We start from the raw sequence: 21,721 nt of genomic DNA on the forward strand, positions 1-21,721 counted from the left end.
ACGAGTTGCGGGGCCGAGTCTTGGAACACCCGCAATCCGCTCTGTCCACAGGAATCGAGAAACACGCGGCTTTCACTGGCCAACAGGGTTAGCGGAATCTGTGCGCAGCCGCACGAGTCCGGCCGCAAGCCTGAGCCGACGGGTGACGCGACGACGCAGCCGTTCGAATAGGGAGAAGATGGGCGCGACCGCGGCTACGCCTTCATTTCCGACGGCATCTCCACCCCCAACTCCTCCGCCAGAGTCCTCAACTGCTCGACCGTCTCTCCATCCAGTGGGATGCCCAGCCTGGCGCGTTCTTCGATTGCCCGGGCCTCGGGGTCGCCGGGGACGAGGACGGCTTGGACGCCGGGGCGTGGGCGGAGGGAGCGGAGGTGGTCGACCATGTGCTTCATGTCGGCCTTGAACGCGACGGCATCGCGGAACGCGTCGATGCGCCAGGCGGCGAACCACCAGCCCTGCATCCTGGCGCCTTCGAAGATGGCGCTGCCCATGCCCGGGAGGACGCCGGTCAGGATGTCGACCATGATGCCGAGGCCGTAGCCCTTGTGGGAGCTTGTTTCCACGTAGGAGCCGAGCGGCTGGAGGGCGCCGCCCTGGCGGAGGATTGTCGGGTCAGCGGTGTCGTCACCTGCGGCATCGACAGCCCAGCCGGGAGGGATGGGTTTGCCCTGGCGCTGGGCGATCTCCAACTTCCTCCGGCGACGGCGGTGGTGGCGATGTCCAGCAAGAACGGGTGGTCACCGGCGACGGGGGCGCCGAAGGCGATGGGGTTGGTGCCGTAAGCGCGGTCCAGGCTGCCGCTAGCGACGGCGAGCGGCGGGACGTTGCACATCGCCATGCCGATCATGTCCCGTTCGGCGGCGAGCCGCGCGTAATAGCCCGCCGCGCCGAAGTGACGTCCGTTGGTGACGGCGAGCATGCCGATGCCGGTGGTCTCGGCCTTTGCCATGCACGCGTGCATCGCCTTCGTCGCCACGAGCACGCCGAGCCCGCCATCCGCATCCCAGGTCGCTGCCACCGGGCTGTCCCGCAGGACTTTCACCTCGGGACGGGGGTTGATGAGGCCGCGCTTGAAGCCGGGCGCGTAGCCGGGATGCCAGGGCAGATGGGCGATGCCGTGCGATTCGATGCCCGAGAGATCGGCATCGATGAGGACCTTTGCCGCGAGTCGGGCATCCTCGGGCGGGACACCGTAAGCAGCGAAGACCCTGGCCGTGAGGCGGGAGAGGTCTGCGGGGCGGAATCGCGGACGCTGGTCGAGGAGTGGCAGGGTCATGAGGCGCCTCCGGGTTCGGAGCGGGTGCTGGGAGTGCCGTCGGTCCGCTTACCGGCGAGGCCTCCTACCCTCCCGCGAGGGCGGGGAGGACCCAGACTTCGGCGCCATCGGGCACCGGCGCGTCGACGTGCATCGCTTCGGTGTCGCCGATCGCGATCATGATCTCGGGGAGGATGCCGTGGGCGTCTGCGATTCGCCCGGCGAGGGCCGGCTGCTGGCGGACGACATCGGCGATGACATCGCGCAACGTCGAACCGGCGGCCTCCACGAGGGAGGCTCCGCCGGTCAACGGTCGCAAGAGCGCGGGGATGTGGACCGTCGCCACGACGGGCTACTTCCCCCTGGTGGTCTCGAGAATCCGGCCAGGATTCATCGGGAGTTGTGTCTGGCGCACGCCGGTGGCGTGGCTGACGGCATTCGCGATGGCCGCGAGCGGTGGGACGATGCCCGGCTCGCCGACGCCGCGGACGCCGAACGGGTGTAGCGGGTTCGGCGTCTCGACGATGATCGTTCCGATCATCGGGACGTCGAGGGTGGTTGGGATGCGGTAATCGAGGTAGCTCGAGTTCGCCATCCGGCCGCTGTCGTCGTAGTAGTACTCCTCGTTGAGGGCCCAGCCGATGCCCTGGACGGCGCCGCCCCTGCATCTGCCCCTCGACGTAGGCAGGGTGGATGGCGGTGCCGGCGTCCTGGACTGCGGTGTACTTGAGGATGGTGACCTTACCCGTTTCGGGGTCGACTTCGACATCGACGATGTGGTGCGCGAAGCCGCCACCCTGGAGGAAGCCGGCGTTCACCGAGCCGCTGACCGTAAGGCCAGGGCCACGGCCGACGACGGCCTGGGCGATCTCTTTGAAGTTGCCGGACTTGGAGCCGTCCTTGGTCTTGAAGACGCCGTCGGCGAACTCGATGTCGTCCGGGGTCACACTCCAGGTGGGAGCGAGGCGGGCGGCCATTTCTTTCGCCAGGTTCTTGCCGGCTTCGTGGACGGCCATGCCAGTGCCGAAGGTGACGCGGCTGCCCGCGGTGACGTCGTTGTAGCCCACGGAGTCGGTATCGACGACTTCCGGCTTCACGTCTTCGTAAGCGATACCGAGGGTCTCGGCGAGCTGCATGGCCAGCGAAGCGCGGGTGCCGCCGATGTCGGTGCTTCCCTCGATGAGGGAGACCGTGCCATCCGGGAAGACGCTGACCGAGACGCTTGAGCGGAGGCCGACGTTAAACCAGAAGCCGGAGGCTGTGCCACGTCCCCGGTTCGGCCCTTCGAGCGGTGAATTGTAGTGGGCGGAAGCTTTGGCGGCCTGGAGGGTCTCCTCGTGGCCAGGGGCGCGGTGGGGCATGCCCATCGGCCCGCGCGTGCCTTCGCGGCAGACGTTCTGGAGGCGAAGCTCTTCGACATCCTTTCCGAGCTTCTGGGCCATCTCATCGATGAGTTGTTCCATGGCGAAGGACGCGGCCGGGGAGCTGGGCGCCCGGTAGTCCTGGGTGCGCGGCTTGTTCACCACGACGTCATAGGCATCGAGCTTGACGTGCTCAATGTCGTAACCGGCGGTGATGCACATGGTGGCGTAGTTGGCGGCGGACCCGGGGAAGGCCCCGTTTTCGTAAGCAAGATCGGCGTAGAAGGCGCGGAACTTGCCATCTTTCGTAGCCCCGAGCTTCGCCTTGATGGAAGTGCCCGGTGTTGGTCCGGTGCCTTCGAAAACATCGGCGCGGTCCATCGTGATCTTCACCGGCCGGAACGCCTTCTTCGAAAGGAGCGCGGCGACGGGTTCGAGGTAGATGCTGATCTTGCCGCCGAAGCCGCCACCGATCTCGGTCGGGACGACCTTGATCTTCGAGACGGGGTGGTTCAGCACCTGGGAAAGAGTCTGGCGTGCGGGGAACGAGCCCTGGGTGCAGGTCCAAACGGTGATTTGTCCATCGGGATTCCACATGGCCGTCGCGGACTGCGGCTCGATGTAGCCCTGGTGGACCATGCGGGTCTTGAACTCGCCTTCAACGATGACATCACACTCGGCAAATCCCTTGTCCACATCACCGAATGCCACGGCGACCTGGGCGACGGTGTTCGAGGGGTTCTCGCTCGGGCCGGCGGGGGTGCGGGTGCGCTGGTTCGGGTGGAGGAGGGGGGCTCCCGGGAGCATCGCTTCACGCACATCGAGTGCTGGTTCGAGGATCTCGTACTCGACTTCGATGAGGTCGCAGGCCTGGCGGGCGATGAGGTCGGTGGTCGCGGCGACGGCAGCGATGGCGTGGCCGCGGTAGAGAACCTTGTCACCGGCGAGGAGGTTCTTCGAGACGTCCGGCAGGGAGGCAACGTCGGCGCCGAAGTCCTGCGCGGTCACGATCGCGTGGACACCCTTGAGGGCGGCGGCCTTCTCGGTGTTGATGCGCTTGATGATGGCGTGGGCGTGCGGGCTGCGCTTGACGCGGCCGTAGAGCATGCCGGGCTGGCGGATATCGGCGCCGTAGATGGCGCGGCCAGTCACCTTATCGATGCCGTCCGGACGAATCGGGCGCGTGCCGATGACTTTGTAGACTGGCTTATCGGTGGTCACCATTGGGAGTCCTCCTTGTTAGCGAGCGCCAGCGGTCTGGCGCATCTCATCGGCGGCATCGAGGACCGCCCGGACGATCTTGTCGTAGCCAGTGCAGCGACAAAGGTTGCCGGCCAGCCAATGACGAATGCGGTCTTCATCGGCGTTGGGTTCGGCTTCGAGAAGCGCCTTCGCGGCGACGATGAAGCCGGGGGTGCAGATGCCGCATTGGAGGGCGGCTTCTTCGAGGAACTTCTGTTGAAGAGGATGCAGGTGGTCGCCCTGTGCGACACCCTCGATGGTTTCGATCGTGCCGCCGTTGGCCTCGACGCCGAGGACACAACAGGAATTCACGAGGCTCCCGTTGAGGACGACGTTGCAGGCTCCGCAGTTGCCGTTCCCGCAACCTTCTTTCGAGCCCGTGAGGCCGACTTCGTTGCGGAGCACCTCGAGGAGGGTCTCATACGGTTCGGCGAGGAATTCCATTGGCTCGCCGTTGACAGTTGCGCTCACAATTCGCTTGCTCATTTATCCCCTCGCCCGGGCCACGGCGGTGTTGACGACGCGCTTCACGAGCACGCCGACCAGGTGTTTGCGCTGCTCGATGGTGCCGCGCATATCGGTAATCGGAACGGCGGCCGCCTGGGCGGCTGCACACGCTTTTGCGATCGTCGCTTCGTTGACGGGCTGTCCGGCGAGAGCCGCTCCGGCGGCTTCGACGTAGAGCGGGGTGGGAGCGACCGCGCCGATGGCGATGCGGGCCGATTGGAAAGTCTGGCCGTCCGCAGAGAGGGTGACGTTCGCGGCCGCGTTGACGACGGCGATATCCATCTCGTTGCGAGGGATGAATCGCTGGAAGGCAGCACCGCTCTTCGCGGCCGGGGCCGGGAAGCTGAGGGCAACGAGCAATTCGCCATTCTGGAGGACGTTGCGGCCGGGGCCGGTGCAGAACTGTTCCACCGGTACGGTCCGCGAGCCGCCTGGCCCGGTGATCTCGCAGACGGCGCCGAGAGCGATGAGGGTTGGGATGGAATCTCCCGCCGGGCCGCTGTTGCAAAGGTTGCCACCGAGGCTGGCGCGAGACTGGACCTGGACGCTACCGATGACCGACGCCGAATCGACGAGGGCCGGGAAGCGCTGCTTGATGCCGGCATCGTTGTAGATGCGGGCGCAGGGGGTGGCTGCACCGATGCGGAGCGAGCCATCGCTGTTGTGCGTCAGCTGGGTGGTTTCGGCGATGCCTTTGACGTCGACCATGACGGCGACATCGCGGCGGCCTTCGCGGGCCTGGATGATGATATCGGTGCCGCCGGCGAGCACGCGCGCAGCCGCGCCGTGCTTCGCGAGCACGGCGACGGCTTCTTGCACCGACGAGGGTGCGACGTAGTCGAATGCTTGCATTCTTCCTGCCTTTCGGCCCCGGGGCGCGAGGCCGGTATCGGCCCGCAATGGTGGGCCCGGCGCATTCTAGCGGCAATGCGAACGGGATTCACCTGCACCTCGATTCAGGTCGCCGGTGGCGACTTTATCCCGCGCCCACCCACGAGGAGAGCGACTCCCAGTGCTGAGACAGATGCGGCTGCGATGGAACACGTCATCGTCACTGGCCCCGGCGAAAGCAGGCTGTTGTAGCCGATGCTGTAGACCGAAGCCATTCCAATCTGGGAGAAGCCCATGACGGCCGAGGCGAGCCCCGCCATCTGGGGGAACGGTATCAAGGCGCTTGAACGCGCTGCAGGGCCGGACATGCCGTTAACGCCTGCAACCACCATCATCGGGAGGACGATGAGGAGGACACCCTCGGCGCCGGAGAGTGCGATGAATGCCATCGTCGAACTCATGGCACCGCCCGTGATGGTCGCCGTGAGTACGATCCTGCGGGGCGTCCAGACGCCGGCGAGCCTTCGGGAAATTGTGGCTCCTGCCATGATGCCGAACGCGACGAGCCCGAAGCTGAAACCGTAAAGGCGCTCGGAGAGCCCGACGTCGTCGACCAGGACGAACGACGAAGACGAGATGAAGACGAGTTGTCCCGAGAAAAGCAGCGCCATCAAGAGGGCGTGGGCAGCGAAGACCGGTGTCGTCCAGAGGGTCTTGTAGTTGGCGAACATCGCACCGAAGCGGAGGGCGTGCGGATCTCGCCCGGCGTTCGTTTCCGGGAGGATGGCGGCGTAACCGGCGGTGAGGAGGCAACCGACACCGACAAGGGTGACAAAGACGGAGCGCCAACCGAACCAGTCGTGAAGGAAGCCGCCGGCGATGGGCGCAAGCATGGGCGCAAGGGCAGTCACCACGGTCATCGCGGCCAGCGCCTTGAGGGCTCGCTCCTTCTTGTAGACGTCGATGATGATGGCTGAGGCGATCGCCGGGCCGGCCCCGCCGCCGAGGCCCTGGATCACGCGCCCGGCGACGAGTGTCTCGACGGAGACGGAGAACAAGGCGAGAACGCCGCCGAGAATGTAGAGCCCGAGCCCGGCGAAGAGGACCGGCCTGCGCCCAAACCGGTCGGAGGCGGGGCCATAGACGAGCTGCGACCCGGCGAACGCGAAGAGGAAGAGGGTTACTGCCAGGCTGAGCACGCCGGTGCTGGTGTTGAAGTCATCGGCCATCTGCGGCATCGATGGCAAGAACATGTCGATGGAGATCGGGGCTATGGCGGTAAGGGCGATGAGCATGCCGAGCGCGGTCCGCGACTCGGGATTGCGGAGGCCGGATCGCGCGGCGGGTGCGGCATCAGCCACGGTGCGAGGAAGCCAGAGACATTAACGACACCCTACAGGCTGCGACGCTCCCGCGGGAGCGGCGACGAATTCCGGTGTAGTGGCGAGCAAAGGTTACGGTCGATAGGCTACTTCCACGAAGTAACCAAAATGGAGAGCCAACAATGCCAATCGACCTTCCCGACGAGATGAAGTCCGCCTTTGAGACGTGCCTCGCCGATGGCGCGCCCGTCCTGTTCGCGACGGCAAGCAGGGACGGGATGCCAGACATCGCCTTCAAAGGCAGCGCGATGGTGTTCGACAAGGAGAACGTCGCGTTCTGGGAACGTGCGCTCGGCCAGACGTACGCGAACCTGAAGGAGAACCCCGGCGTCTGCGTGCTCTACCGGAATGCAGCCACGCGGGTGGCCTGGAAGATGTTTGGACAGGCAGAAGTGCTGACGGAAGGCCCGGTGCGCCAGGAGGTCATGGACCGGACGATCCCGCTCGAACTGGACCGGGACCCAGAGCGCAAAGGCGCCGCAATCATGATCCGGATCGACCGGGTGCTGCAACTGGGGAAGGTGATCATGGAACGGTAGGGCTGAAGCGGGGAGGGCGCGGGGCACCGAGTGGCCCGCGCCGTTTGCTTCGTAGTTCGGGCTGGATCGTCCTCAGTTCCTGGCGCTCAACCAGATGACGTCGCCGCTCTTCACGCTCGCCAGGTCGTTCAGGTAGCCCGGGAGCTTCGGGCCGGCTGCCGCGGCGCCAATTTCCGGTCTCCGGGTCCCAGACGTAGATAACTTCGATGTTACCGGGGTTGGAGGCCGAGAGGGCCTGCTGCGGGGTCATGGATTCGCCGCCCCAGGTGAGCATGTTCCAGCCCGCCGTGGTCGGCAGGACCGGGACGTTGCCTGTTCCCGTTTCCGTTCCCGGCGCCGGGAGTGGGCTGGCTGGCGCCGGGCGTCCCCTGGCTGGCGGCCGGGAGGACCACGATGGTCCCGGGGGTGTAGACGGCCGGCTGGTTGGCGCCGTTCGAGCCGAGGACGAGGTTCGCGTCGCCCTGGAGCGTGAGCTGCATCGGGCCGGGCGTGACCGCTTTCCATTCGACCTGGAACAACGGGCAGTAGCTTGCGCAGTCGCTGAAGCTGAGGGCGCTCGCGTGGAACGTACCAGCCACGTTATCAATGACCGGCTGTGGCGCGAAGCTCCAGCCGTCACCGGCGGCCAGCTTCGTGACCGTGGCGATGCCGGGGTCGAACTTGAGGGTGATGTCGAAGCTGTGCGGCATTGGGCGGGAGCCGCCTGAGCCAAGGTTCACGCCGGTGGTCGAAGTGAAGGTTGCCCCCGAAGCGGCCCCACCGCCACCACCGAGGATCACGGCCGGCGCGCCCGGTGCCGGCGTCGCCGGGGTGGTCGGGGTGGCGGTCGGGCTCGTAGTGGCCGATGGGCTCGGCGAGGGCGAGGGACTGGCAGGTGCGGAGGGCGTGGCCGTCGGCGACGGAGTTACCGGCGCCGTGACCGTGACCGAACCGGCGCTAAAGCCGGAGGTGATGTATTCACCGAGGCCGGCCAGCGATTCGTTCGCATTCCCAGCGAGCGTCAGAGCGCTAGTCCCGGGAGAGACCCCCTGCCAGGTGATCGAGAAGACGGGGCAGGTAGTCGGGCAGATGTCGAAACGCACCGCGATGACCTGCACTGTCCCCACTACGTTGTTGATCCGCGGGGCGGGCATCAACGACCACCCTGACCCGGGAGCGACGTTCACCACGGAGACCCTTGCCGGGTCGAACTGCAGGATGATGTCGTAGGCGTTGAAGCTGGTATCCGCGGGCGCCCTTGTGACCACTGTGGTGCTGGTGCCCTGGCTGCCCGCGACCACCGAGGCAGACCCCGCGGCGATGTTCGTCCCGGCCGATGCCGATGTGCCGAGCACCCCGACGAATAGCGCAGCCGCAGCACACAACTGGATCAACAACAGCCGCGGAAGAAGTATCCGACGATCCCCCTGTTTCACGACACGCCTCCTGGCCTCGAGTGGCGGTCTCACACCGCTCGCCTTTGCCTCGTAGGTATCGGCGCGGCATTCCGAGGGCCAGAGTGACAGAGCAGTGAATGAATCAGGGAAGAATGCGGAAACGCGGGAGAACCTACATCAAACGCCCGCGATCGATGGGCAGTAGGAGGTCGAGAACAGGCCACGCGCCGCCCATTCGACACATGGTGGAGGCCGAGTGAACGGAGACCGGCAGCGTTGTGGCGGCGAACCGAACGCCGCTCCCCATCGGGACGGGGAGCGGCCAGGTCAGTCTAGCGAGGCCCAAGAATGGGCCCAAGGAAACGCCCCAACAACTCAGCGCCGAGGGCGCGGACGAGTTGACCGCTCGGCGGGATGCCGTCATCGGCAACCATGACCGCGTACACCTTGTAGTTGCGCGGGCCACCAGGGATGGGTGTCGGGCTACCAGACGGCGTGCTGGTAGCCGCCATGGTCGGCTGGGTTGTTGCGGTGCCGGAGGCTGTCGTGGCGGTTGGGACAACTGTGCCCGTGGAAGTGGCTGTCGGGGTTAGCGTCTGCGTCGGGGTGTTTGTGGGCGTGCCGGGGATTGGCGTACTGGTTTGTGTGGGGGTGTTCGTCGGCGTGTTGGTGGGCCGATGCGGGGTGTTCGTGGGCGTATTGGTGGGCGTGTTTGTGGGGCCGACGGGGGTGTTCGTGGGCGTATTGGTTGGTGTGTTGGTGCTCACCGGGCCGACCTGGAGCGAACCATTCACCGGTGTTCCCATCGGGGTGATTTCGAGCCCAGCATCCTTGGCCAGCGCCGAGGAATCCGGCGGACCGGAAGTTCGAGCGGCGTATATCCGGCGGCCACTCCCTGCCAATTGATGGTGAACAGGGTGCAATCGGACACGGCGAGGCGCAGGCAACAAAGTCACGCCAACGACCCGAACCGCGCCTCCGGTGTTCTCAATCTTCGGGCGCCGGGATAAGGCTCCAGCCCGCAAAGGCGCGTCTCGGAATTGACCTTGGCCGATCGAAGCCAAGGCGGATTGAACGAAATCGTGATATCAAACCCTGTTGAAGGTGGAGTCGCTGGGGTCGATGGTCACCGAGACGGTCGTGTTGGAGGCCACCCATCGTGGTCGTGCCGCTGCCGATGTTGATTGCGGTGTTCACCGACGCGCCCGCCCCCAACGCCATCGTCATGAGCAGGAGGCCCACGCCGCCCATCGTCGCGAGCAAGGTGGCGAGCGAAACGCCCCTTCGTTGTCGTTGGTTCATTTCGTAGCTCCGATGTGTTTGAGGTACTTCCGGCCGAGGATGGCGGCCGCAGTCAAGAGGACGAATGCGCCACCTACGACACCCGCGACGGTCCAGTTGCTCGAGTCGCCGTCGGGTGGCGGGGCGCTGCTGATGACCTCGCCGGGAGTCGTGGTCGCGGCGGCGGTGCCCACCTGGGAGACGGCCGTTGTGCCGGCGGGCACGGCGGTCGCGGCGGCTGTGGTCGGCCCTGGAATCTGGGTTGGGTTGGGCACTGGCGAACCCTGGGGTGCGGCCGGGGTGACGCCGGTGGACGGCAAGCTCACGGGCTGGGGTGAGCCATCGTTTCGCGCGAGCAGAGCGGCCGAGACCTTGAGAGCGGGGGCGCCGCCGCCGGTCGCTTTGAGGTCGAATGAGAGGATGCCGCCGTTGCCGTTGGCGGCGGGCCTGGGGGCGACCTGGGTGAAGGTCACGCGGAGCTTGCCAGCCGCGTTGTCGGCGACGTTGTAGACGACGAAGCCGGGATCGAGGAAGGGGCCGATGCGTACCTGGACTCCCTCTTTCGCCGGGTCGGTATCGAGGATCGCGACGGCTTTGGGGTCGAACGAAATTTCGATGTCGGCGCCGAACAGCTGCGTGGCGTTGGCGATGCCGAGGACGTACGTAGCCTGTTCGCCGACGCGGATGGATCCCGGCACGGGGGAGAAGGCGAGCACCGCCGGGGCATCCTGCTGGGCCGAGACGGAGACCAACGCGGTGAGTGCGAGGGCCGCGGCGGCGGACATAGCGAGGCACGCCGTTTGGATACGGCGTGCGATGCGCGACGTGTGCCGGGGAACGCTCAAATCGCCTCCGGGCGTTTCCGCTCGACAAACTTCCCTGTGGCCCGGGATGAATCCCGGGCCACAGGGTTGGGTGCGTAGGGTTGGCTCGTCGGAGAGCCGGGCTGGCCTATGGCCAGACAGTTGAGCGGTCTGAGCCGAAGTTGGCGGCGGTCAGCGACAGGTCGAGGATGTTGACGACGTTGTCGCCGTTAATGTCTGGCGTGGTGCCGACGGGCGCTGCCGGGACGTAGACGGGGCCCGTTTGCAGATACCGTGCCGCGATGTACGACAGATCGAGAATGTTGATCGTGTTGTCCATGTTGGCGTCGCCGCCGAGCAGGGTGACAGTGCCGGCGGGGTTAACGCCCGCGGCAACAGTGAACGGCTTCACGGCCTTGAGGTAGCCGAGCATTACGGCCTGCAGCGTCGGGTGAGCCCCTATGGAAACGCTGGAGACCGTGAACGCACCGGTGCTCGTGGTTGCGGTCGAGATTGGGCCGCCCGCCGGGTCGATCTGCGCAGTGGCACCGGAGTGGTTGCTGCGAGCCTGCAACAGGATGTTGCCGGTCACTGAGCCGGTAGAGACCGGAGCGGAGACCGTGATGGAGCCGTTGGTCTTCGTCGCCGGGCCGATGGAGAACCCGTTGTTATCCGAGAACAACGTGGGCGCCGCCGGCCGGAATTCAATGTTCGCGACACCTGGAGAGGTCGCCGTGAAGTAGAGAGTGGCGAGGACAACTCCCGAGCCCGTCACAGGCAGCGTCGGAGACAACTGGCTGAACTGGAAGTTGATCTGGTTGCCCGGCTGGCTGGTAGCAACATTGACTTCCGGCAGGAGGCCGGGGCCAAGGACCATGTTGCTGAAGTTCAGCTTGGAGCTGTCGTACTGGAGGTAGGCCTGGACGCCATACAGGTTGGCAACGCTGTTCGCGATGACCTGGACGGTGACGTTCGTGTCGCCAACGTTGGCGACATTGGTGGTGACGAGGATGTCGCCACAGCCGACCTGCGGCTGGAAGCCGAGTGCGACCGAAATGTCGTTGCCCGAGCAGAGGAACGGGTTGAAGTCGATAGGATTTGTGGCGTCGTAGTAGACGATAGTCGCGGCAGTTGGCGTGGATGGTGGCGGTGTCGCTGGTGGGATGTGGCTCACATACGAGCCCTCGCTGGAGTTCGGGGCATTCAGAACAGTGGGCGTGAGCGTCCCATACCAGTTGTTCTCGCATTTACTCCGGCCGCAATCATGGCTCGCGCCTCGATCTGGCTGGCCCAGTTTCCGCTGATGTTGTTGTTGTTGATAAGAATTCCAGACGATGCGTTCGGATTTGTCACGGTATCGCTGCGGAGCAGGACACCCATCGTCTTGTTGTTGGTGATGAAGTTGTTATGGATGTTCGTGCCCGTGTTGACGTTCACAAGGTGAACGCCAGTCCGGTTGTCATCGATGATGTTGTTCTGGATCACGACTCCAGTCGTGCCCTCCAGCCAGATGCCGTTCCGGTTGCCGGTGATCTTGGAGTTCTGGAGAGTTCCAGTTCCGCCGCCTGTGCCGAAGGAAACACCGTTGCTGTTCAGGTTGGGGTTGTTCCAGTCGACAGCGTTATTTCCGGCCCGGGTAATGGTGAAGCCGTCGATCAAAACGCCGGTGAAGAACACGTTGTCAACCGTCGTGGACGATCCACCGATTGGGCCGACGATGTAGGACTGATCGATGCCAGCGCCGATGAGCTGGACGCCATTCTTGGTAAAGCTGACATCCTGATTGTAGGTGCCAGCCGCGACGTTGATGGTCCCACCAACACTTACGGCGGTCATGGCAGCCTGGATAGTCTTCTTCGGCGTCAGGGTGGTGGCACCGTCGTTGAGGTCGTTGCCTGTGGCGTCGTTGACGTAGCAGGTGGTCGTGCATGGAGCGGTCGGCTCGAAGTCGAAGAGCGTGCGCGAGAGGTCGGTGCCGAAGACGAAACGGTCGATATTCACTGTCCCGATGCTCGTTAGGCCTGACCCGAGGCGGACACCGACATGCGCGTCGCTGACGCGGACTCGGACGTTCGGATAGTCAGCAAGGATCTGGTTCCAGGTCTTCGGCGTCGTGCCCGGCACAGCATTCGGTGCCGGCCAGGTGGGGCCGGAGTACACCCACTGAGCCGCTCCGCCCTGGAGGGCGTCAAACGTCTGCCAGGTGCTGCCGACGATGCCAGTTGGGACGAACACGAGGCGCCGCTGCCAGGTGTCGCTCAAGTTGAAGTCGACATTCATTACGAGGTAGGCCTGCTCGGAAGCGGAAGCGTGGTAGGCGCTGTATCCGAGGTCGGTGATGCTCGCGAGCGGAGTACCAGCGAACTGGTAGGTGCTGATGTTGGTCTTGCCGCCGAGCGGAATGGTGATATCGGCGCTACCGCTGCCCAGAGGAGGGCTGGCAGGGCCGGACTCAAGGGTGCCGAGCACGCCGGGGGTGTTGTTGTAGGTGTCGGTGAGGTCGTCATAGAACAACCAGCCGCCGCCACCGGGAGCGGTCAGGTTGGCGGCCTGGACGACCGTCGTGCTGAACGCGGGAGCGGGAACTGTCGAGGAGGACAGGTTCAGGTTGTCGATCAGGTAGCCGAGGCCAGTGTTGGCTGGCACCTGCGGGAACGTCCCGTTGGCGCGAGCAGCCAACAACAGCGAGTCAACCGTGTGGGTGTTCTGGTCGGCGATGGACTCCGGATCGTAGCGGAAGTAGTCCTCCCACGTGGTGCCGGTGTGCACCAGCACATTGTCCACGTATACGCGAACGAGGTCGTTGGCCGGGCCATCGCGGATATCCAGCACGAGCTTCAAATTGTGGTAGCTGGTGCGTGAGAGATCGTTCGCGACGAGCGTCTCCACGAAGTTCGCACAATACACAGGCGTGCATGGCCCGGGCTGCTGCACGTCATCAAAGTAGATGTCGATACCTGCAACGTCGTCCTGGGCGCGCAGGTAGCTCATGCGGGCGCCGTCACCGCGGTCCGGAGAGAACGAAATCACCAGGCCGGGCTGCTGTGCCGCCTGGACGGACTTGATGTCCCAGGACACTTCGAAGTGGTTCTGGCGAGTGCCGCCGGAGAGGCCACCGTTGGTGGCAAGCGTTTCGCCTGTTTCGTCAACGAGGGACTTCGAGAACGCCTGGCCGCCGAAAGCGCCGTCCGCGACTCCGTTAGAGATCCGGAGAGCTTTGCCGCCGCCGTCGGCGACGACTTCGACATCGTAAGGGCCGGTCTTCGACCAGCCGTCCTGGCCGTTGATGGTGCCGAGGTTGTAGGAGTCAAAGTTGATCGTGGCCGAGTCGGCGCGGGTGGCTTCGCGGTTGAGCATGAGGCTGCCGCTAATCCCGAGCACGATGGCTACGAGTGCCGCCATCAGGAGCCATGTCCTGCGTTGGCGAGATTTTCCGTGTAGTGCAAGCGTCATGTGCTTGTTTCTCCAGGTGAAATGGGATTGGCCGTCCCCTCCGCAGGGGGCGTGGCTTAGAGACGCACGCGACGCGCGAGTCCCTCGGGGCGCTAAGCCTGTTCATTTCTCGGGGTGCCGCTCTGGCGGCAGATTGCACCGGCCCACTCCTTCCCGGGTCGCGTGGAGAAAACTAGGGGCAATCCCTGATGGCCTTCCGGCCGTTCGGGGACGCATACTCGCAGCCAACTCGCCGTTCCGAGAATTGGCGATGCAAGGTTCCGCTAGCTCGTTCTCCTTGCGACTTGCCCTCGGCCGGTTGCCGCTGGCCGGTGGGTTTTCTCTTCGTATGTGAATTTTCCGGTCCGTTCCGGGGGCGGTATGGTGGCAGAGCGGTTAACGCCACGTCAATAGTTTGCCCCTGGCTTGAGAAAACTCGACATCGTCTGTCGCGAACATCGTTCGTATCCGAAGCTAATTGCAAGAACGACGTTGGTAAAGGGAGGGCTACCGCCAAAGCCGGACGCTCGCCCGGACTGCCTGGGCTCACCTTCCGCGGATGAAAGCGCAGAGGGCGGTTTGGTACGCCGGGAGAGACTCGAACTCCCAACCTTCTTCTCCGAAGGCTCTGGCCGGTTTTCGCAGCGGCGGACCTCGTTTTGGGTCTGAGTGGGTCGGTTCCCGGGTCTTCGATTCACCTCAGTCTGGGTGTCGGTCGCGAGGGAGCTTCGCAGAGTGGCGGCTAGCTCAAGGCCTCTGGACACTCTGAGTCGCCGCGCGAGCTGCCCGCCGCGCGAGGACGGGCGGTTAGAGGGTGCCGTGGGCTCCGACCTGATAGATTTCGAGCGGCACACCAGCGAGGAGAGATACCATGGAGGATCTGGCGGGCACGGGCCGGGTCCGTGCCATCGACGCACTCGTAAACTCATCGTTCCTGGATGGCGAAGGCGGCGCGGGCCTGGGGCACCTGTTCAAGGATATCGGTGACCGCGCCGCCATTCAGGTACCGGAGGACCTGCTGGCCGGGCTCGATGCCGGGGGGATTGAGGCGGCGGTGGTTAGCATCATGCAGCCCTCCCACGCCGAGTGGGTCGGAGACGCTCACCGCCGGTTCCCCGGACGAATCCTGCCCGCGATGATCGTCGACCCGACCAAGGGGTACGCCGAGGTACAGCGAGTGGTGGAGTACCACGAACGTTTCGGCGTTCGCTGCCTGCGAATTCCGCCGTTCCGCTACTCGTTGCCGCCGACTGACCGCGTGTACTGGCCGTTCTATGTGAAGGCGCTGGAGCTTGACATCCCTGTGAGCATGAACGCCGGGATGCCCGGCCCCCGGCGGCCCGGCTGGGTGCAGAACCCGATGTACTACGACGAGGTCGCCTTCAACTTTCCCGAGCTGCGCATCGTGATGACCCACTGCGGCCAGCCGTGGACCGACGAGGCGCTCTCGGTGATCGCCCACTGGGACAACGTGTACATGGCGTGCACGTCGGTGGCGCCGAAGTACTGGCCGGGGGCATTCGTCCAATTCATCAACACCCGCGGACGAGAGAAGATGCTGTTCGGGACGGAGTACCCCACGATCCCGTGGGACCGCGCGCGCGAGGAAATCGACGGGCTGGGTATTCGGCCCGAAGTGGCGCCGCTGTTCTTCCGAGAGAACGCGGAACGCGTCTTTAAGTGGAGCGTCGGCTGACGAATGCCCGGTGTGAGCAGCGTCGCCCTCACTCACCTGGCACCCGTTCACCGAACGGCTAGCTCCCAAGCCCCGGCCGTCTCTCGACCCGATTCGAGAATCTCGGCGACCCACCGTTCGACCGCCGCGTCGAGCCGCGAGTAGGGCACGACTTCGTTCACCAACCCGACCTCGAAAGCGCGGCGAGCATCCATATGGCGGCCACTGAGGAGGTAGCCCATGGCCACCTTCAAGGGCAGGTGGCGGGGCAGGCGATGCACGCCGAGCGCACCGGCAATGAGCCCTCGGCGCGGCTCCGGGAGCGCGAACTCGGCGTGGTCAGCCGCAACGATTATGTCGCACGCAAGGGCTATCTCCAGGCCGCCGCCAAGTGCGAACCCATTCACCCGGGCAATGATCGGCTTCTCGCGTTCAAAACGGTGTGTGAGCCCACCTCCACCAGTCGCGGGGCGATCCGGTCCGTCGCCGCTTCGACGGGCGCGATCCTTCAGGTCCCGGCCGGCACAGAAGGCGCGGTCGCCTTCACCCGTCAGAACGCCGACACGAAGGCCAGCGTCGGCAAGGAAGTCGTCCCAGACCGAAGCGAGCTCGAAGTGGGCCTCGGCGTGGAGCGCATTCATCACCTCTGGGCGCGCGATCGTGACGTAGGCAACCGGGCCACGCTTCTCGTACTTGCAGAACTCGAGTTCGAGCTCACCCACGGGGGAGGCCAAGCCCCCGGTTGGCGATGACGTTTCGCTGGATTTCGGCGGCGCCCTGGCCGATGGTGTGGCGGATGGAGTCGAGGTAGAGCGAGCCCCACGCCATGTCGGGTGCATCTTCGGCGTCGCCCTGGTCCTCCTCCGCGAGCAGGCCGTGCATGCCATGGCGGTGAAGGGCCGTGTTCGTCACCTGCTGGATAGTCTCGGTGACCGAGAGTTTGGCGACCGAGACTTCGTAGTTGGGCAGGCCGCCGCCGGCCTGGAGCGCGGTTACCCGGTGGGATAGCAGCTTCGCTACCTCGGTGCGGACGGCGGCGGCGGCGAGCCGGGAACGCGCGCCAGCTTCGGCGGCGGGCCCGGCAGAGGCAGGCTCGACGAGTGCGCGCCGGAGCGTGCGTTCAAGGAACGCCCAGCGCGCTATGCCCGAGCGCTCGAAGTCCATGGTCGAAGCGTTCACGTACCAGCCGCGGTTCACATCGCCGATGACGTTGCTGGCCGGCACGCGCGCACCATCGAGGAAGACTTCGTTGAAGTGGTGGCGGCCCTGGAGGTCGATGAGCGGGACAACGCGCACACCCGGCAGATCCAACGGCACGAGCAGGATAGATATCCCCCGGTGCTTGGGCGCTTCGGGGTCGGTGCGGGCCACGGTCCAGAGCATGTCGGAGAAGTGCGCGCCGCTGGTGAAGCGTTTCTGGCCGGTGACCACCCACTCGTCTCCGTCGCGGATTGCGAGGGTGGAGACGGAAGCGAGATCGGAGCCTGCATCGGGCTCCGAGAGGCCCATCGCGAAGGAGAGCTCGCCCCGGGCGATGCGCGGGAGGTAGTCGCGCTTCTGGTCTTCAGTGCCGAACAGCATGATCGACGGCCCGACTTGCTGGACGGCGCGGCGGTGATGTTCGATCGGGGCGCCGGCGCGGACCATCTCCTCTGTGTAAACCATCTGGTCGAAGAAGCCCTTGCCCCGGCCGCCGTATTCCGGGGGCCAGGCGATGGCGAGCATCCCTTCGTGGCCGGCTGCCTGGCTGAATTCAGGCGATGAGCTTCCACCGCCCTTCGCCCTGTGCCGTTCCCAGAATTCAGTGGTAAGCGTCCGCGCGAGGAACGCCCGCACCTCTTGGCGAAAGGCTTCGTGTTCGGCGGTGAAGTTGTAATCCACGAACGGTCACTCCCTGGCCGAGGCGAGGGGCAACGCCGCCGTCGCCTCGCGCCACATGGCGGCAACACGGTCTTCCGATGCGTAGTCGAAGGTACCCGCAGCCGAGGTGATCTCGCCGTCGGCAGGTGGATGGTCGCTGAGCCAGCGGGCGGTCTCGCGGGTGGCCGGTTCGGGGTCAACACGGTCGCGATAGCCCAGCAGCGTGCGCGCCTTTGACATGTCGAGGATAAGGGGGGCTTTCTCAGCAAGCGGGAAGACACCCGACACGTACTGCGCGGGAATGCCGATGAATTCCATGGGCCAACCAAGCTCATCGGCAATGAGCTCGGCCACGCGCCGGGCGCTGAGAACGCGCTCGTCGCCGGAGTTGAAGGCGTGACCGGCGGCCTCGGGGCGCGTGGCGGCGAGGAATACCAGCCAGGCGACGTTCTCGGCGTAGCCGCGTTGGAAGTAGGACATGCCATCGTGTGGCATGAGCATGAACGGGCGCCGATCGATGACGCGTTTGACGACGGCCCACTCGTGGTTGATGGGCGCACGCGGCCCGTAGACCCCAGGGTAGCGGACGATGACTGCTTCGAATTCGCCGCGGCCGTGTTGGGCGAAGAGCTGATCTTCCCCTTCGGCGACCTTGCCGGTGTAGCCGCCCGATTCGGACTGGCGCGGCGACCACTCGGGCACGGGGAGCGCGATGCCGCCGTCAGGTGTGCGACGGGCGGCACCGCGGTAGACCGGTTGCCCGGTGATTCCAACGAAGCGCTGGGTTTTGAAAGCGAGCTGGGTGGCGAGCATGCGCAGCTTGCCGTAGGTGCAGACGGCAACGTCCCACGCCCGGCCGGCAGTGGCCGCCGAGACGCTGGCTTCGTCACGGGCGTCGCCGTAGAGGCGCTCGACGGGCGCCGCGAACTCGACGCCGCCGTCGTGGCGGCCGGAGTTGAACACGGTCACGTCGTACCCGGCGGCGAGCAGGAAGTCGACGATGTACACGCCCGAAGGCCCGGTCCCACCGACCACCAGGGCCTTCCGGCTCAAAGCAGATCCTCCAGGGTCTCGTGGACCTCGCGGACCGCGCCGCGGGCAAACAAGCCGTCGATCTGTCCGGCGCCGAGTCCCGCTTCGGCGAGGATCTCCCTGGTGTTCTTTCCGAGGGACACCGGGGGCCGGGGAGCGAGCGGCGTCTCCGTCATACGCAGCGGCGGCGCAACCACTTTGATCGGGCCGAGTACCTCGTGTTCGACTTCGGCGAGGAAGTTGTTCGCCTTCACTTGTTCATCAAAAAACAGTTGGTCGGAGTGGCGAACCGGCGCGATCGGCAGTCCGCGCTCCTCGAGTGCCGCAATCCAGTGGGCCGTGGGCTGCTGAGCGAAGGCCGTGGCCACCTGGCGGTAGACGTAATCGGCGTGGGCATGAGCGTCCTCCGGCATCCAGCCGGGCTCGCTCGTCCAGCGGTCGTCGATGCCGAGGAGACTCATCAGCTTGAGGCGCTGGGTGCGCGCGTTGCAGGCGACGCCGACGGTGCCGTCCTTCGTGGCGTGGAACCCGTAATAGGCGCGGACCACCTTGTGGGGGAGAAGCGTCTCGCGGTGTTCGATGACATCGGCCCAGGTCTTGCCGTCGGCGAAAGCGTGCTTCAGGTAACGGACGAACTCGCCTCGCCAGCTGTCGAGAAGCTCGACATGGGTCAGCTGGTTGTTCTCAAGGAACATGGCAGCATGCATGAGCGCCACGTTCAGGCGTTGGCCGTGGCCGGTTCGCTCGCGGTGGTAGAGCGCCGTTGAGACGCCCCAGGCCATGAGCATCGCGGCTGCGTAGTCGATGATGGGGTTGACGAGCGGCTCGGGGCCAGTTTCAGTCATGTGAGCGAGGCCGGTGAGGGCCTGAAGCGCCATGTCCATGCCGGCGAGCGGGGCCATCGGGCCTTCCAGGCCGTAGGCGGTGTTCTCGCCGTAGATGACGCGCGGGTTCATGGCGCGGACGCTCTCGTAGTCGAGGCCGAGACTCTCCGACATGCCGGGGCGAAAGTTCGCGAGGACGATGTCGGCCGCGGCGGCGAGCTTCTGGATGGCGGCGAGGACTTCGGGCTCGGTGATGCGGACCGAGATGGAACGCTTGCCGCGGTTCTTGTTGAAGTACTGGCGGCCCTCGAACGGCATGATTGGGCCGTTGTGGCGCGTCTGGTCGCCGTCCAGGTCTTCGACCTTGATGACGTCGGCGCCACCTTCGGCGAGCAGCTGCCCGCAGACGGGGACGGCGATGAACCGCCCGAGTTCCAGAACTTTGAGTCCGTCGAACGGTCCGCTCATGGTCAGCGTCTCCTCCGGTGTGGGTCCATTGCTTCGTTGGTGGCGTCGGCGAGCAGGTTGAGCCCGACGAGGAACATCGCCAGTACCGCGCCTGGCAGAGCGAAGTAGTTCCACTTATCCAGGTGGGCTCGGGCGCCGTTGATGAGGTTGCCGAGCGACGGCTGCGGAGGTTCGGTGCCCAGGCCGAGGTAGCCGAGGCTCGCTTCGATGAGTACCGCGCCGGCCATGGAGAGAGCGGCCTGCACGAGCAGCGGCGGCAGTGCATTTACCGCGACGTGGCGAAACATGATCCGGATTTCACCGGCGCCGGTGACGCGGGCAGCCGTCACGTAGTCACGGCTGCTCTCCGAAAGCATCTGCGCGCGGCCGATGCGCGCGAAGCGAGGGAACGCACCGATGCCGATGGCGAGGGCCACGTTCTGGATGCCGGCGCCGAGGGCGGCGAGGATCGCAATAGCGAGGAGTAGGCCCGGGAAGGCGAGCATGCTGTCGACCACGCGCATGGCGATTGCATCGACCCAGCCACGGAAGTATCCGGCGACGAAGCCAACGACCGTCCCCAGCGTGCCGAAGGCGCCCACGGCGAAAATGCTGACCAGGATCGATGCTCGGAGGCCGTAGACGGCGCGGCTGAAAATGTCGCGGCTAAACTCATCGGTGCCGAACCAGAAGTCGGCGGAAGGGCCTTCGAGGCGGTGCCCGCGAAGCTGGTCGATTGGATCATGTGGTGCGATGAGCGGGGCAGCGAAGCCAACCACTATGAGGGTGAGGACGATCAAGAGGCCGACGGCACCCATGGGGTTTCGCACGGTTTCTACGAGCGTCGTTAGGAAGATCGAATCCTCCGAACGCGAACGTCGGCGGGATGCGGTATCGAGTTCCTGGGGGAGCGTCGCGGTAGCCATCAACTGAACCTGATCCGGGGATCGAGGATGCCGTACATGATGTCGGCAAAGAGGTTGATGCAAATGAATCCAAAGACGAGGAAGAGGAGGGCGCCCTGGACAACGGGGTAGTCACGCGCCTGGATGGCCCCGACGACGAGCCGGCCAACGCCGGGACGAGAAAACACGTTCTCCACCACAACTGACCCGGTGAGCAAGGCTGCGAACTGCAGGGCCACTACGGTGACCACCGGCACCAGCCCGTTGCGGAGACCGTGGCGGACGACCACCGCACGGCCGGCGAGGCCTTTCGCGCGGGCCGTGCGGATGTAGTCCTGGTTCATGACCTGGGCGATGGAGGTGCGGACGAAGCGGGCAAGGACGGAAGCACCGGTAAGGCCGAGGACGAGCGCTGGGAGGACGAGGTAGCGCAGTCCTTCGATTGGGTCCTCGGTGAGCGGTACGCGGCCGCCAATTGGCAGCCAGCCGAGCTTGAACCCCACGAAATAGAGCAGCACGAGCCCGAGAACGAAGTGAGGGATGGCGATGCCGACAATGGTGAACGCGGAGAGCCCCCAATCCCAGAGTGAGCGGAGGCGCGTGCCGGCCATGACGCCGAGCACCACGCCCAGAACAAGCTCAATGCTGAACGCTACCAGCGTGAGTTCGAGCGTGGGCGCAAGGGCGTTGCGAAGCAGTTCCGAGACCGGGCGACTACTGCGGAAGGAATCTCCGAGGTCTCCCCGGAGGGCGCCTCCGATCCATGAGAGGTACTGCTCGAACATCGGCTTGTCGAGGCCCAGGCGTTCGCGAATGATCTCGACATCCTGATCGCTCGCGTCGGGGCCGGCGAGGTTCGTCGCCGGGTCTCCAGGCACGAGCTGGAGGATGCTGAAGACGAAGATGCTGGCGAGGAGCATCACGGGGATGGCCTGGATCAGGCGACGGATGACATGTACTGCCATG

Annotated in this window: 19 protein-coding genes and 2 pseudogenes; 2 read left to right on the forward strand and 19 right to left on the reverse strand. The window is 65.4% G+C overall.

Annotation, left to right across the window (positions count from 1 at the left end; translation table 11 throughout):
* Positions 1-194: 194 nt before the first annotated feature.
* The 7 genes and pseudogenes from IPG14_RS11265 to IPG14_RS11295 all read right to left on the reverse strand — a co-directional run bounded on the left by IPG14_RS11265 (position 195) and on the right by IPG14_RS11295 (position 6,560).
* Positions 195-692, reverse strand: coding sequence for an Ldh family oxidoreductase (locus IPG14_RS11265; protein ID WP_343391905.1), 498 nt, complete (start codon positions 690-692; stop codon positions 195-197).
* Positions 656-1,279: pseudogene (locus IPG14_RS11270) on the reverse strand (Ldh family oxidoreductase); the annotation flags it as partial. The gene IPG14_RS11265 and the pseudogene IPG14_RS11270, both read right to left, overlap by 37 nt.
* A gap of 331 nt (positions 1,280-1,610) precedes the next feature.
* Entirely contained in the window at positions 1,611-2,027 is a 417-nt protein-coding gene (locus IPG14_RS11275) for a molybdopterin cofactor-binding domain-containing protein (protein WP_343392273.1), read from the reverse strand.
* Positions 1,978-3,843: pseudogene (locus IPG14_RS11280) on the reverse strand (xanthine dehydrogenase family protein molybdopterin-binding subunit); the annotation flags it as partial. The gene IPG14_RS11275 and the pseudogene IPG14_RS11280, both read right to left, overlap by 50 nt.
* 15 nt (positions 3,844-3,858) lie before the next feature.
* Positions 3,859-4,347, reverse strand: a complete 489-nt coding sequence (locus IPG14_RS11285; protein ID WP_343386524.1) for a (2Fe-2S)-binding protein — start codon at positions 4,345-4,347, stop codon at positions 3,859-3,861.
* On the reverse strand, positions 4,348-5,220 hold the full coding sequence (locus IPG14_RS11290; RefSeq protein ID WP_343386525.1) for a xanthine dehydrogenase family protein subunit M: 873 nt from the start codon (positions 5,218-5,220) through the stop codon (positions 4,348-4,350).
* Positions 5,221-5,324: 104 nt separating this feature from the next.
* A complete protein-coding gene (locus IPG14_RS11295) occupies positions 5,325-6,560 on the reverse strand; it encodes a multidrug effflux MFS transporter (protein ID WP_343391906.1) in 1,236 nt (411 codons plus the stop codon).
* Between the two features lie 143 nt (positions 6,561-6,703).
* Here IPG14_RS11295 and IPG14_RS11300 point away from each other — a divergent pair, with 143 nt between their 5' ends.
* Entirely contained in the window at positions 6,704-7,120 is a 417-nt protein-coding gene (locus IPG14_RS11300; protein WP_343391907.1) for a pyridoxamine 5'-phosphate oxidase family protein, read from the forward strand.
* 209 nt (positions 7,121-7,329) lie between these two features.
* Here the strand turns inward: IPG14_RS11300 and IPG14_RS11305 are convergent, their stop codons facing one another.
* The 6 genes from IPG14_RS11305 to IPG14_RS11330 all read right to left on the reverse strand — a co-directional run bounded on the left by IPG14_RS11305 (position 7,330) and on the right by IPG14_RS11330 (position 14,033).
* Entirely contained in the window at positions 7,330-8,496 is a 1,167-nt protein-coding gene (locus IPG14_RS11305; protein WP_343391908.1) for a hypothetical protein, read from the reverse strand.
* A gap of 332 nt (positions 8,497-8,828) precedes the next feature.
* Positions 8,829-9,302, reverse strand: a complete 474-nt coding sequence (locus IPG14_RS11310; RefSeq protein WP_343391909.1) for a hypothetical protein — start codon at positions 9,300-9,302, stop codon at positions 8,829-8,831.
* A 181-nt stretch (positions 9,303-9,483) separates the two neighbouring features.
* Positions 9,484-9,798, reverse strand: a complete 315-nt coding sequence (locus IPG14_RS11315; RefSeq protein WP_343391910.1) for a hypothetical protein — start codon at positions 9,796-9,798, stop codon at positions 9,484-9,486.
* Positions 9,795-10,562: a cohesin domain-containing protein gene (locus IPG14_RS11320; protein WP_343391911.1), complete on the reverse strand. Its 768-nt coding sequence runs from the start codon at positions 10,560-10,562 to the stop codon at positions 9,795-9,797. The genes IPG14_RS11315 and IPG14_RS11320 overlap by 4 nt, the downstream gene beginning before the upstream one ends.
* A gap of 166 nt (positions 10,563-10,728) precedes the next feature.
* Entirely contained in the window at positions 10,729-11,754 is a 1,026-nt protein-coding gene (locus IPG14_RS11325) for a cohesin domain-containing protein (protein WP_343391912.1), read from the reverse strand.
* Positions 11,755-11,783: 29 nt separating this feature from the next.
* Positions 11,784-14,033, reverse strand: a complete 2,250-nt coding sequence (locus IPG14_RS11330; protein WP_343391913.1) for a right-handed parallel beta-helix repeat-containing protein — start codon at positions 14,031-14,033, stop codon at positions 11,784-11,786.
* 850 nt (positions 14,034-14,883) lie between these two features.
* Here IPG14_RS11330 and IPG14_RS11335 point away from each other — a divergent pair.
* Positions 14,884-15,708 (forward strand): amidohydrolase family protein, encoded by an 825-nt coding sequence (locus tag IPG14_RS11335; protein ID WP_343391914.1) that lies wholly within the window; start codon positions 14,884-14,886, stop codon positions 15,706-15,708.
* A gap of 47 nt (positions 15,709-15,755) precedes the next feature.
* Here IPG14_RS11335 and IPG14_RS11340 read toward each other — a convergent pair whose 3' ends face one another.
* From IPG14_RS11340 to IPG14_RS11365, 6 genes are read right to left on the reverse strand one after another with little or no spacing between them, the layout of a single operon-like run.
* Entirely contained in the window at positions 15,756-16,409 is a 654-nt protein-coding gene (locus IPG14_RS11340) for an enoyl-CoA hydratase-related protein (RefSeq protein ID WP_343391915.1), read from the reverse strand.
* Entirely contained in the window at positions 16,402-17,568 is a 1,167-nt protein-coding gene (locus IPG14_RS11345; RefSeq protein WP_343391916.1) for an acyl-CoA dehydrogenase family protein, read from the reverse strand. The genes IPG14_RS11340 and IPG14_RS11345 overlap by 8 nt, the downstream gene beginning before the upstream one ends.
* A 6-nt stretch (positions 17,569-17,574) precedes the next feature.
* Positions 17,575-18,600 carry a hypothetical protein gene (locus IPG14_RS11350; RefSeq protein WP_343391917.1) on the reverse strand — a complete coding sequence of 342 codons (1,026 nt, stop codon included), beginning with the start codon at positions 18,598-18,600 and terminating at the stop codon, positions 17,575-17,577.
* The gene (locus IPG14_RS11355) at positions 18,597-19,871 is read right to left on the reverse strand and encodes a CoA transferase (RefSeq protein WP_343391918.1); all 1,275 of its coding nucleotides are present in this window, start codon (positions 19,869-19,871) and stop codon (positions 18,597-18,599) included. Before IPG14_RS11355 ends, IPG14_RS11350 begins: the two co-directional genes overlap by 4 nt.
* Positions 19,872-19,873: 2 nt before the next feature.
* Positions 19,874-20,776, reverse strand: a complete 903-nt coding sequence (locus tag IPG14_RS11360) for an ABC transporter permease (protein ID WP_343386543.1) — start codon at positions 20,774-20,776, stop codon at positions 19,874-19,876.
* On the reverse strand, positions 20,776-21,720 hold the full coding sequence (locus IPG14_RS11365; RefSeq protein ID WP_343391919.1) for an ABC transporter permease: 945 nt from the start codon (positions 21,718-21,720) through the stop codon (positions 20,776-20,778). The genes IPG14_RS11360 and IPG14_RS11365 overlap by 1 nt, the downstream gene beginning before the upstream one ends.
* Position 21,721: the final 1 nt, after the last annotated feature.

The organism is Candidatus Amarobacter glycogenicus, assembly GCF_016704105.1.
Lineage (GTDB): Bacteria > Chloroflexota > Dehalococcoidia > Tepidiformales > Tepidiformaceae > Amarobacter > Amarobacter glycogenicus.